This is a genomic window from Candidatus Rokuibacteriota bacterium (assembly GCA_016188005.1).
Taxonomy (GTDB): domain Bacteria; phylum Methylomirabilota; class Methylomirabilia; order Rokubacteriales; family CSP1-6; genus UBA12499.
Genome location: JACPIQ010000140.1, coordinates 1 through 12,087, shown reverse-complemented (window position 1 = coordinate 12,087; position 12,087 = coordinate 1). Strand labels below are relative to the sequence as shown.

The 12,087-nt window shown below is 71.3% G+C and carries 9 protein-coding genes and 1 pseudogene; 5 read left to right on the top strand and 5 right to left on the bottom strand.

Annotated features, from left to right (window positions below; translation table 11 throughout):
* From HYV93_26460 to HYV93_26450, 3 genes are all read right to left on the bottom strand, one after another.
* Positions 1–543: enoyl-CoA hydratase/isomerase family protein (locus HYV93_26460; GenBank protein MBI2529512.1), on the bottom strand; the 543-nt coding region annotated here is incomplete at its 3' end.
* A 99-nt stretch (positions 544–642) separates the two neighbouring features.
* Positions 643–1,143, bottom strand: a complete 501-nt coding sequence (locus HYV93_26455) for a DUF1850 domain-containing protein (protein MBI2529511.1) — start codon at positions 1,141–1,143, stop codon at positions 643–645.
* A gap of 16 nt (positions 1,144–1,159) precedes the next feature.
* Positions 1,160–2,134 (bottom strand): TAXI family TRAP transporter solute-binding subunit, encoded by a 975-nt coding sequence (locus tag HYV93_26450; GenBank protein ID MBI2529510.1) that lies wholly within the window; start codon positions 2,132–2,134, stop codon positions 1,160–1,162.
* Positions 2,135–2,278: 144 nt separating this feature from the next.
* On the opposite strand from HYV93_26450, the gene HYV93_26445 reads away from it, so the two are divergent.
* The 3 genes from HYV93_26445 to HYV93_26435 are packed head-to-tail and all read left to right on the top strand — an operon-like array spanning position 2,279 to position 6,797.
* The gene (locus tag HYV93_26445) at positions 2,279–4,387 is read left to right on the top strand and encodes a hydantoinase/oxoprolinase family protein (protein ID MBI2529509.1); all 2,109 of its coding nucleotides are present in this window, start codon (positions 2,279–2,281) and stop codon (positions 4,385–4,387) included.
* Positions 4,387–5,199, top strand: a complete 813-nt coding sequence (locus tag HYV93_26440; GenBank protein MBI2529508.1) for a methyltransferase domain-containing protein — start codon at positions 4,387–4,389, stop codon at positions 5,197–5,199. Before HYV93_26445 ends, HYV93_26440 begins: the two co-directional genes overlap by 1 nt.
* Positions 5,196–6,797 carry a hydantoinase B/oxoprolinase family protein gene (locus tag HYV93_26435; protein MBI2529507.1) on the top strand — a complete coding sequence of 534 codons (1,602 nt, stop codon included), beginning with the start codon at positions 5,196–5,198 and terminating at the stop codon, positions 6,795–6,797. Before HYV93_26440 ends, HYV93_26435 begins: the two co-directional genes overlap by 4 nt.
* Positions 6,798–7,227: 430 nt before the next feature.
* On the opposite strand, the pseudogene HYV93_26430 reads toward HYV93_26435, so the two are convergent.
* Positions 7,228–7,468: pseudogene (locus HYV93_26430) on the bottom strand (hypothetical protein).
* 200 nt (positions 7,469–7,668) lie between these two features.
* On the opposite strand from HYV93_26430, the gene HYV93_26425 reads away from it, so the two are divergent.
* On the top strand, positions 7,669–7,809 hold the full coding sequence (locus HYV93_26425) for a hypothetical protein (protein MBI2529506.1): 141 nt from the start codon (positions 7,669–7,671) through the stop codon (positions 7,807–7,809).
* Positions 7,810–7,900: 91 nt separating this feature from the next.
* Here HYV93_26425 and HYV93_26420 read toward each other — a convergent pair whose 3' ends face one another.
* Entirely contained in the window at positions 7,901–9,298 is a 1,398-nt protein-coding gene (locus tag HYV93_26420) for an autotransporter outer membrane beta-barrel domain-containing protein (protein ID MBI2529505.1), read from the bottom strand.
* A 236-nt stretch (positions 9,299–9,534) separates the two neighbouring features.
* On the opposite strand from HYV93_26420, the gene HYV93_26415 reads away from it, so the two are divergent.
* Positions 9,535–12,087: caspase family protein (locus HYV93_26415; GenBank protein MBI2529504.1), on the top strand; the 2,553-nt coding region annotated here is incomplete at its 3' end.

Here is a 12,087-nt window from a genome sequence, read left to right as displayed (position 1 = left end):
CTTGTTGACGAGCCCGATGCGGAGCGCCTCCTGGGCGTCGATCGGCTCGGCCAGCAGGGTCAGCTCCATGGCCTTCGCGAGCGGGACGGCTCGCGGCAGCCGCTGCGTCCCCCCGCCGCCGGGGATGATCGCCCAGCGCACTTCGGTGAGCGCGAAGCGCGCGGTCGTGGACGCCACGCGGAGGTCGCAGCAGAGCGCCTGCTCGAGCCCGCCGGCGAGGCAGAAACCGTTGATCGCCGCGATGATCGGCTTGTAGATCTCCATCCCCTTGGTGATGCCGGCGAACCCGTACTCCTTCCGCCGGATGCCCCCGCCGCCCCCGCGTTCGGCGGGGACGAACGTCTTGAGGTCCGCCCCGGCAGAGAACGCCCTGTCGCCCGCTCCGGTGAGGATCGCGACCCAGGCGGAGTCGTCGTCCCGGAAGCGCAGCCACGCGTCGATCAGCGCCTCGTGGGTCTCGGGGTCCACGGCGTTCATGGCGTCCGGACGGTTGAGCGTGATGGTGACGACGCGATCCTTCTGCTCGTACAGCACGGTCGGCATCGCGTTCCCCTTTCCTGATTGGTTATCGCCACGGGACCGGTGTTCCCGCCCGACCCGGCGCTGTCACCCGGAGCCGAAGCACGTCGGGCCGGGGCAGGGTCAGCGGGTGGCTTCGACGGCGATGCGCACCAGCGTGCCCCCGGGGAGCGTTCCGGAGAGATCCAGGGTGCGCCCGCCGACCTCGAGCCGGTGCTCGGTGTACGGATGAACGAAGAGCGAGATCTCCGGCAGGCGCTGGTTCAGGCCGAACTGGCGGATGAGCCCGTCGCGGATCTCGTACCGGTCGCCCGGCCCGAGCTCGGGAAGACCGGGCCCGAAGGTGCCGAAGGAGGTCTCGCGGACGACGAGGTCGCCCCCGGCCACCACCTCGAAGACGCCGCTCACCCGCGTCTGCGAGACCGAGTGCAGATAGGCGAGCGTGAACCGCTCCCCGGGAGCCACCAGGTGCCGCAGGAGGACGCGACTGGCCCGGGCCTCCGTCACGACCAGCTCGGGGCCGGGCCCACCGCCCATCTCCCCCGGGAGCCACGCCCCCGCCGCCGTGGCCAGGACCATGGCCACGGCGATGAGGGCGAGGATCAGGCGGGAGCGGCGGATCACCGGTGTCCCCGTTCCGCTACTTCTTGATGCCCTTCTCCCTGAAGAACTTCTCCGCTCCCGGGTGGAGCGGGATCGGCATGCCGTTGAGCGCCGTCGCGAGGGTCAGGCTCTTGGCCGCCGAGTGGGCCTCGTGGAACTGCTTGAGGTCGTCGAAGATGGCCTTGGTGAACTTGTAGACCAGGTCCTCCGACAGCTCGGCCCTGGCCACCATCATCGCCATCACCGCCACCGTCTGGGCCTCAGCCTGGTCCTTGTAGGTGTTGGCGGGCACCTTCACCGTCGTGTAAAAGGGGTACTTCTTGATCAGCGCCGCGGCCTCGCTCCCCGCCACCGGCACCAGCACCGTCTTGCCGGAGATGGAGGTGTCCACGATCACGGCGGAGCCGAGCCCGGTGGTGAAGAAGGCCGCGTCCACCCGCCCGTCCTTGAGCTGATCCGCCGCGGCCGCGGCGTCGATGCGCTCGGCCTGGACGTCGCCCACCTTGAGACCGTGGATCTCCATCACCTGGATCGCATTGGCCTCGGTGCCGGACCCCTGCGGGCCGAGCACCACCTTCTTGCCCTTGAGGTCGCGGATGCCCTTGATCCCCGACGCCTTGGTCGCCACCACGTGGACGAGCTCGGGATAGATCGTGAACACGCCCCCCATGTTCTTGACGGGCTTGCCCTGGAAGGCCGACAGCGTCACGCCGTTGTAGGCGTAATAGGCGATGTCGTTCTGGAGCAGCGCGAAGTCGGCGTCACCGGAGCCGACGAGCTGGGCGTTGGCGACGGAGGCGCCGGAGGACTCCACGGTGGCCCGGATGTTGAGGTCCTTGACCTTGTAGACGATCCGCGACATGGCCCCTGCCAGCGGATAGTAGACGCCCACGACCCAGCCGGACGCGATGGTGACGAGCCTCCGCTGCTGGGCCAGGGGCGCGGAGGGGAGCACGAGCGCCACGGCGAGCGTGGCGGCGAGCAGAGCGAGAGAGCTCTTGCGCAGCTTCATCGGAACCTCCTTGGAAGGTGAGCGCGTCGATGACACCCGGGTTTTCCGGGAGGCAGCGAGAGAATACCACGGCCCCGCGACACGGGTCGAGGGCCCCGTGCCAGTCCTTGACGCATCTCGAGGCGCCCCCTACACTAGCGCCCCATGGCCCCGCCCCCGCCCACCAGCGCCCGCATCGGCGTCGACATCGGCGGCACGTTCACCGATCTCGTCTGGGTGGACGAGACCACGGGGGCGGTGCACGTCGGCAAGCTCCTGACGACGCCGAAGGATCCGGCCCAGGCCGTCGAGCAGGGCGTGGTCGCCCTGCTCCACGAGGCCCGGGGCGCGCCGGTCGCCGTGCGCACGCTGATCCACGGTACGACCCTCGCCACCAACGCCCTCATCGAGCGTCAGGGCGCGCGCACCGGCCTCCTCGCCACGGCCGGTTTCCGCGATACCCTCGAGATCGGCCGCGAGGGACGGTACGACATGTACGACCTCTTCATCGATCCGCCCGCGCCCCTCGTGCCGCGCCACCTGCGCCTCGAGGTGCCGGAGCGGCTGCTGCCGGACGGCAGTGTCCTCCGTCCGCTGGACGAGGAGGCCGCCCGCGCCGCCGTCGCGGCGCTCCTGACCCAGGGCGTCGAGGCGATCGCCGTGTCGCTGCTCCACGCGTACCGCAATCCCGCCCACGAGCGGGCCCTCGCGGCCCTCGTCGCCGGGCTGGCGCCCGGGCTGCCGGTCTCCTGCTCATCCGAGGTGGTGCCCGAGATCCGCGAGTTCGAGCGCACCTCGACCACCGTGGCCAACGTCTACGTGATGCCGCTCATGGCGCGCTACCTCGACGACCTCGAGCGCAAGCTCGCCGAGATGGGGATCCCCGGGAACTTCTACGTGATGCTCTCCTCGGGTGGCATCGCCACGCCCGAGACGGCCCGGCGCGTGCCGATCCGCCTCGTGGAGTCCGGCCCCGCCGCCGGCGCGCTGGCCGCCGCGCGCGCCGCCCGCCAGATGGGGGCCGAGCGCCTGCTCTCCTTCGACATGGGCGGCACCACGGCCAAGGCCTGCGTCATCGACGGCGGCCGGCCGCTGGTGGCGCGGGAGTTCGAGGTGGCGCGCGCCGACCGCTTCAAGAAGGGCTCGGGGCTGCCGATCCGCGTCCCCGTCATCGAGATGATCGAGATCGGCGCCGGCGGCGGCTCTATCGCGCGCGTGGACCGGATGGGGCTCTTGAAGGTCGGACCCCGGAGCGCTGGCGCCGATCCGGGCCCGGCCTGCTATGCCCTGGGCGGCACCGAGCCCACCGTCACCGACGCCGACCTCCTCCTTGGCTACCTCGATCCCGACTTCTTCCTGGGGGGGCGCATGCGGCTCGACGCGGAGGCTGCCCGCCGCGCCGTCGAGGAGCGCGTCGCGCGCCCGATGGGGCTGTCCCTCATGGAAGCCGCCTGGGGCATCCACCGCGTGGTCAACGAGAACATGGCCGCCGCGGCGCGGATCCATGGCATCGAGCGCGGCCGGGACCTGCGGGCCTACCCCCTCTTCGCCTTCGGCGGCGCGGGTCCCGTGCATGCGTGGAACGTGGGCCGCATCCTCAAGGCCCCGTGCGTCCTGATCCCCTTCGCCGCCGGCGCCATCTCGGCCTATGGCCTCCTGGCCGCGCCGCTGGCCTTCGACTTCGTCCGCACGGCCCCTCAGCCGCTCGACCGGGCCGACTGGGACCGCGTCAACGAGCTGTTCGCCGAGATGGAGGCCGAGGGGCGACAGGTGCTGAGCCGCGCGGGCGTGGCCGAGCGGGACATGGCCTTCCGCCGCAGCGCCGAGATGCGCTACCTGGGCCAGGGGCACGAGGTGGAGGCCCCCGTCCCCGGGGGCCCGCTGGGGCCGCAGAGCCTCGCGCCCCTCACGGCTGCCTTCGAGGAGGCCTACAGGATGCTCTACAGCCGCACCCCCATGGGCGTCCCCATCGAGGCGCTCAACTGGCGCGTGGTGGTCTCGGGTCCCACGCCCAGCGTCCCGGCCACGGAGGGCGTGGCCGAGGGCCCCGGCGCCGCAGGGACCGAGCCCGAGGTCAAGACACGCCGCCGAGCCTACTTCCCCGAGGCGGGGGGCCACGCGGACACGCCCGTCTACGACCGCTATGCCCTCCGCCACGGCATGCGCATCGGCGGGCCCGCCATCATCGAGGAGCGCGAGTCCACGACGATCATCGGCCCCGGGGCCATCGTCCACGTGGACGAGCGGCTCACCCTCGTGGCGAGGCTGCTCTGATGCGCCCCACCGATCACGCGTACGTCCCTCGGGAGGCCCTGGCGGTACTGACCGCGCGGACCCTCCAGAACAGCCACCGCTGTCTTCTCGAGCTCCTCGAGCCTGGCATGACGGTGCTCGACGTCGGCTGCGGTCCCGGCACGCTCACCATGGGGATAGCCCGGCGTGTGGACCCTGGCAGCGTGGTGGGCATGGACCTCAACCCCGAGATGATCGCCGCCGCCGAGAAGGCGAGCCCGCCCGGCCAGATCCCGAACCTCGTCTTCTACAAGGGCGACATCCGCCAGAGCAGCTGGCAGGCGGAGTTCGACCTGGTCAACGCGGCGCGTGTCCTGCAGTGGATCCCCGACGCCGAGACCGCGCTCGGAGCCATGGCGCGCGCCGTGAGGCCCGGCGGTCAGGTGGTCGTCCTGGACTACGACCACACGAGGGCCGAGTGGAGCCAGCCGCCTGGCGCCTGGACGCGCTTCTACAGGGCCTTCCTCGAGTGGCGCGAGGCCGGAGGGCTCGACAACGCCATCATCGAGCGAGTGCCGGCGATGTGCGCCGCCGCCGGTCTCGTGGACATCCACGTGACGCCGCTCGTCGAGACCGTGCGGGCCGGCGACGCGGACTTCCTGCGCGTGGCCGGCGCCTGGCGGCTCGTGGCCGACAGCCGCGGCCGCCAGATGGTCGCGGCCGGCCATCTCGACGAGGACGAGCGGCGGGCCGCCGTGCAGGCCTTCACCGCCTGGATGCAGACGGAGGACGCCACGCAGACGACCCATGAGGCCTGCGTGGTCGCCCGCCGCCCCACGGAGCCCCGCCCGTGAGCGCCATGGATCCCGTCACGCTGGATATCTGCTGGAACCGGCTGATCGGCGTGGTCAACGAGCAGGCGGCCGCCCTCCAGCGGACCTCCTTCACCTCCGTGGTGCGAGAGGCGGGGGACCTGTCCGCGGGCGTCTTCGACCGGCGCGGCTACATGATCGCCCAGGCCGTGACCGGCACGCCCGGCCACATCAACTCGATGGCGCTCTGCATGAAGCACGTCCTCGCGGTTCACCCCATCGAGTCGCTCCGGGCCGGCGATGTCCTGATCACGAACGATCCCTGGAAGACCTCCGGGCACCTCAACGACGTCACGATCGTGACCCCCGTCTTCAGGGGGCGGCGCTGCGTCGCGCTCTTCGCCTCGACCTGCCACACGGCCGACATCGGCGGCCACGTGCTCTCCGCCGAGGCGCGCGAGGTGTACGAGGAGGGGCTCTTCATCCCCATCATGAAGCTCTACGAGGCGGGGGAGCTGAGCCGCCCGCTGGCCGCCCTGATCCACGCCAACACCCGCCTCCCCGACCTCGTGATGGGAGACTTCCATGCCCAGATCGCCGGCGGGGCGGTCGGGGGCGACCGCCTGCTCGAGTTCATGGACGAGTTCGGGATCGAGACGCTGGAGCCGCTGGCCGACGAGATCATCGGCAGGACCGAGCGCGCCATGCGGGAGTCCATCGCCCGGCTCCGACCCGGCGCCTACGCCTACCGCATCACCTCCGACGGCTTCGGCGAGCCCGTCACCATCGCGGTGCGCTGCGAGGTGCGGGGGGACGAGCTCTGGATCGACTATGCGGGCTCCTCGCCCGAGAGCCGGCGCGGCATCAACGTGGTGATGAACTACACGGAGGCCTACACCACGTACGGCGTGAAGATCGTCGTGAGCCCGGACGTGCCCAACAACGAGGGGGCGTTCCGCCCGCTACGGATCGGCGCCCCCGCGGGAAGCATCCTCAACTGCCGCCACCCGGCCCCCGTGGCCGCCCGGCACATCATCGGGCACCTCCTGCCCCACGTGGTGGCGGGCGCCCTCAAGGAGGCGCTCCCGGAACACGTCATGGCCGAGGGCTCGGCCAATATCTGGGGGGTGCAGGCGGCGGGCAAGGACGCAGCAGGCGCCCCCTTCACCTACATCTTCTTCACCTCGGGCGGCACGGGGGCCCGGAGCACGAAGGATGGGCTCTCGGCCACCGCCTTCCCGTCGGGGGTGCTGGGCACTCCCGTGGAGGTCATCGAGTCGCTGTCGCCGCTCCTCGTCGAGAAGAAGGCTCTCCGCGAGGGCTCGGGCGGCGACGGCCGCTACCGGGGCGGGCTCGGCCAGGTGATCGCCTTCCGGGTGCGGACCCGGGAGCCCTACGTCTGCTCGATCCTCTGCGACCGCACCCGCGTGCCCGCCCAGGGCTTCTTCGGCGGCGAGCCGGGCGCCCCGGGCGAGGTGCTCGTGAACGGCCGCCCCCCCGCCAACCCGAAGGCCGAGCAGGCGCTTCCCCCTGACGCGCTGGTGGAGATCCTCCTCCCCGGGGGCGGCGGCTACGGGCCGCCGGCCGAGCGCGATCCCGCGCTCCGTGCCCGCGACCGGCAGGAGGGATACGCGGGCTGAGCCCGGCCGCCGGACCGGCCGCAGCGCGATCTCCGCCCGGCGGTCGCGTCAGGGCGACCGCCGGTCAGGGACACGTTCGCCGCGGCAGCCTGAGCGCGGCGACGAGGGCGGCGGAGAGGGCCACGACCAGCGCGCTCGCGAGGAGGACGCCGGTCACATTGTTGGGCCCGTAGACGAGCCCGATCTCCGGTGACGCCAGCGAGGAGAGCGTAGGAGCGGGGGAGGAGCGTAGTAGGGTCGAGGACTGGCGCGGTGCCCCGTAGGCTCCCCTTGGCTGTATCCGCCGTTTCCAGATTCGTGCCCGTGTAGGGTCGCCGTGAGCCCGTCTCCAGCCCCCGCCACCTCAAACGGCGCAAACGGATTTCCCGTACGCCGCTCCCCTGTTCGCTTCACGCCAAGGGTTATGCGACCTATCGGCCGGGGAGCGCTTTCAGGCGCGGGCCCCGTAGCGGACGTGGTAGTCCCGGAACAACCCCAGCGCCGCGTAGAGCCGTACTCCACCTCTTCCAGCCGAAGCCCGCACGATTCCTCGCCCGCATCAAGTGCCGCCGCACCTTCTTCTCGACCCAGTTCATCACGTAGGCAAAGCACCGGCCCGAGTTCCCGATCCGGAAGTAGTTCACCCAGCCACGCAGGATCGGATTGATCTCCGCTTCAAAGATGGGCTCCATGATGAGCTTGAGCGCCCCCTGCCGCGCCGGTTCCGCAGCGGCCGGTAGGTGCGTGTGACCAGTTCGTCCCGCAGGTGCGCCAGCCACCCCTCGACGCCGCTGGCCTCGATCGCCGCGAACGTCACCCCGTCGATACCCGGAGCCCCGTTGTGCTTCTTGGCGATCTCGTAGGCGGTGCGAAGTGTCTCCAGCTTGGCCACGTGGACGGCCTCGAGGGGGTCGACGCGGTCATCCAGTGGGTGAAGAAGACCGCCCGCGGCTTCCGCAACGCCGAGCACTTCAAGACGGCCATCTACTTCCACTGTGGAGGCCTCGACCTCTACCCACACGAAAGCCGGTAGAGCCAATTTTCTTGTGCTTTGCAGCCTAGGAAGGGACGGCCAACGCCCTCGCTCCTGATCGGCGAGCGTGGGGGCAGGGTCGGGAGACTGATCAGAACTCGACGCGGACCCCGCCGGTGAAACTGTGGGAGGTCACGCCCCGAAGCCCGAGCACGGTGTCGTAGCTGAAGAAGGCCGCGATCCCGTGCCTGAGCTGGGCGGAGAGGCCGGCCGCGAGGGCGGCGAAGTCCCGATCCGGGTCGTCCGTGGGGATCGAGAAGAACGTGTTGAAGGGATCCTCGGCGAACTTGGCGGTGATTCGCCGCTTGCTGTCCAGGAACTCGTGGCGCCATTCCACGCGCAAGGACGGCACGAGCACGGCGATGGGGGTGCTGAGGGGCCGCGCGAGCTGCCCCCCGAGCGCGTGCTGGAGCGAGAAGGCGTCCTGGCTCTTGACCGTGAGGTTGAACCCCGACGCCCCGCTCTCCGTGTAACCGCCGATGTGGAGGCCGACGGCCTCGAGCCGGAGGAACGGCGTCACGGTGAAGCCTGCCGGATGGAACTCGTAGCCCGTCCCGACGTTCATGGTGTACTGCGGGCCGTCCGTGTCGGCCTGGGCCGTCCGGTCCACCGCCGCGGCGCCAGCGCCGTAGGAGATCCGCCGGGTCATGTCGTAGGTGTTCCAGGCGAAGCCGGCCAGCAGATCGACGTAGAAGGCGCCCCAATAGCTGGTGGCGTACAGCGAGAGGCCGTAGCGCTGAGTGTCGGCGTCGCCGAGGCCCGCCTCGAAATCGGCGGTGGTCCTGGAGTAGCTCACCGCCACTCCGGCCACGAGGCTGTCCGTGAACCGGTAATCCACGCCCGCCGTCACCAGACCGGCCTCGAAGTCGAAGCCGCTTTCGCGCGCGGTCCCATCCTTGTCGCCGAAACCAAACGATCCATTGACGAAAGCCCCGAGCCCCCCGGCGGTGCCCGCTTCATCGGCGCTGGCGCCGCCTCCGCCGCCGTCGAGCCGGAGGGGCCCGGAGCTGGCGACGGCCTTGCCGTCTATGTCGAGCCGCAGGTCGCCCGCGGTGATGCCCCGTGCACCCTGGCGCAACGCGCCCAGGCGCCCGGCGATGACCCGGGAGGGGTTGACCTCGATGTTGAACGCCGGCCGTCCCTGCGCGGCCGCTTGCTCCGGCGTGAGGAGCCCGAGAGCGTTCGCGAGCTGGTCGTTGGTGAGGCCGAGCGAGAACGCGGTCGGCCCCGTGCCCTGGAGCGCGTTGGCCGTCTGGCGCATCTCACGGCAGCGCCTCGTCAGGTCACCGGCGGCCGAGTCCTGGGTGGCGAGGCCCGCGGCCAGCAGCTTGGGGCAGACGACGTCGATGGCGGCAGCCATGGACCGCTGGGGAGCGGTGAGACCCGGCGCGAGGATCAACTCCCCGGCGGCGGCCGGGCCCAGCGGCAGAACGGAGACGCAGAGGAGCATCAGGGCCGCGGGCACTGCAGAGCGGCGCGTCGATCTCATTGCTTCCCCCTCGCCAGGCCGATTTCGCCCGGCAACGTGCCCGGCCGCCGGTTACGGATGGCGGCTGAGTCTACTATGGGAGATGGCGGCGCTGCAAGAAAACGCATCGAGTCAAGAGTTCGGTTACCGAAGGCGAGGGCGGGGGGTGCCGGGGTGCTGACTCTCCTTAGCCGCGCGAGGGGGTGTCAAGCCTCTGGATTGACATGCGTCAACTCTCCCCTGATAGTACGTAGTGCATGCGCTGTTCGCAGGCCTTCTCTTCCCCGACTGCTCGCCGGCGCCCCGGCCTCGCCGCCCTCGCCACGCTCCTGTTCGCCGGCTGCGCCGCCACCGGCGATGCAGGCCGGGAGGCGGCCACCCAGCTCCAGCAGAACCCAGGCAAGGCCGAGGACTTCCTCGTCGTGGACTGCCTGTTGCCGGGCCAGATCCGCCGGCTCGGGGCACAGATGACCTTTCTCACGGCGCGCCGCGCCATCAAGACCTCCGCCCGCGACTGCGAGATCCGGGGCGGAGAGTACGTCGCCTTCGATCGCTCCAACTACGCCACGGCGCTCAAGATCTGGCTCCCGTTGGCGAAGGAGGGCGACGCCTCCGCCCAGACCTACGTGGGCGAGATCTTCGAGAAAGGGCTGGGCGTTCCCCCTGACCACGCGGCGGCCGCCGAGTGGTACCGGCGGGCGGCCGAGAGCGGCTACTCGCGGGCGGCCATCAACCTGGGGCACCTCTACGAGCGGGGGCTCGGCGTGCCGAAGGACCCGCCCCAGGCGCTCGCGTGGTACCGCCGCGCCGCGGGCCTCGGCGACCTCTCCTTCACCATCGCGCCCGCCGACACTTCGGCCGAGGTCCGGCAGCTCAGGAGCGAGGTGGGCGAATTGCGGCGCCAGCTCGAGACGAAGCAGGGCGAGCTGGACCGCGCCCAGCGGGAGCTGGACAGCCTGCGCCAGAGACTCGATCAGCGCCGGGGTGAGGTGGAGGCCGAGCGCGGGACCCTCGCGCGGCTCCGTCAGGACCTCGACGCCTCACGCAAGAGCGAGCAGGCAGCATCGGTCCGCCTCCGGGAGCTTCAGGCGGGGATCGCCGAGCGCGAGACCCGGCTGGCCGCCAAGGACCGCGAGCTCGGCGATCTCCGCGCCTCGCTGACGCGCTCCGAGGCCGCCGCCGCGGCGAAGCGTGCGGAGCTGGACCGGCTCCAGCGCGAGCGCCCTGCCGAGGCGGCTCGGGCCCAGCGCGAGGTCGAAGACCTGCGCAAGCGTCTCGGCGAGCGGGGGGACGAAGCCGCAGCCGAGCGGGACGCCCTCACCCGCCTGCGCCAGGAGCTCGAGGCCGCGCGGGGGAAGGAGCAGACCCAGGCGGCGCGCCTGCGCGACATCGAGCAGGCCATCACCGAGCGCGAGGCCCGGCTTGCCGCCAGGGACAGTGACCTGGCCACGCTGCGCGCCTCCCTGACCCGTTCCGAGGCGGAGGCCACCGCCAGGCGCGCCGAGGCCGAGCGCCTCGAGCACCAGCGGGCCGCCGAGCTCGACCGCTCCCAGCGCGAGGCCGAGGCGCTCCGCAAGAGCCTGGCCGAGCGTGGGAGCGAGGCCGCGGCCGAGCGTGGGGCGCTCGGCCGTCTGCGCCAGGACCTCGAGACCTCCCGCAAGAGCGAGCAGGCGGCCACCGCCAGGATCCTCGAGCTCGACGCCTCCGTCTCCCAGGGGGAGACCCGGCTCGCCGCGAAGGACCGCGAGCTCGCCGACCTCCGCACCTCCCTCGCCCGCTCCGAGGCGGACTCCACCGCCCTGAGGGCAGAGCTCACGCGCATCCGCGAGCGTACCGCGGAAGCCGGCCCCGACATCCAGCTCATCGAGCCCGAGCTGGTCGTCACCCGCGGCACGCGGGCCGCGCGGGCTCCGGCGGCCGATCGGCTGGTCGTGGTGGGGCGCGTCAACGCCAGCGACGGGCTCCTGTCGCTCACGGTCAACGGGCGCGAGGAGAAGCTGGGCAGCGACAACCTCTTCAAGAGCCAGGTCGGGCTCACGCGATCGGCCGACGAGCGGGTGCGGATCGTGGCCGTGGACCGGCGCGGGCGGAAGTCCACCCTCGAGTTCCTGATCCTGTCGTCGCCGGAGCCGCAGATGGCCGCGGCCGGCGCCGCGGCGCCGGCCAGGGTCGGCACGCCGCTCAAGAAGAAGGACATCGCGCTGGGGACCTATCACGCCCTCGTCATCGGCAACAACGACTACAAGATACTGCGGCGGCTCCGCACCGCCGTGAACGACGCCCGGGAGGTCGCGCGCATCCTCGAGCGCGACTACGGCTTCAAGGTGACGCTCCTGCTGAACGCCACCCGCTACGACACGCTGTCGGCGCTCAACACCATGCGCGAGCGGCTCACCGAGAAGGACAACCTCCTCATCTACTACGCCGGGCACGGCGAGCTCGACAAGGTGAACCAGCGCGGCCACTGGCTGCCCGTGGACGCCGAGCCCAACAGCTCCGCCAACTGGATCTCCAACATCGCCATCACGGACGTGCTCAATGCCATGACGGTGCGCCAGCTCCTGGTGGTGGCCGACTCCTGCTTCTCGGGGACGCTGACCCGCTCCTCCCTGGGCCAGATCGAGGGCGGGCTCAGCGAGGGCGACCGGGCCAAGCTCATGCAGCTCATCGCGCAGAAGCGCTCGCGCATGGCGATGAGCTCCGGGGGCGTGGAGCCGGTGCTGGACTCGGTGGGCGGCCCCCACTCGGTCTTCGCCCAGTCCTTCATCGAGCTCCTCGGCAACAACTCAGGCGTGCTCCTGGGCCAGGAG

Bases quoted from the DNA above. Each gene is read 5' to 3' on its own strand.
- HYV93_26445 (MBI2529509.1), top strand. From the start codon at position 2,279: ATGGCCCCGCCCCCGCCCACCAGCGCCCGCATCGGCGTCGACATCGGC.
- HYV93_26450 (MBI2529510.1), bottom strand. From the start codon at position 2,134: ATGAAGCTGCGCAAGAGCTCTCTCGCTCTGCTCGCCGCCACGCTCGCC.
- HYV93_26420 (MBI2529505.1), bottom strand. From the start codon at position 9,298: ATGAGATCGACGCGCCGCTCTGCAGTGCCCGCGGCCCTGATGCTCCTC.
- HYV93_26440 (MBI2529508.1), top strand. From the start codon at position 4,387: ATGCGCCCCACCGATCACGCGTACGTCCCTCGGGAGGCCCTGGCGGTA.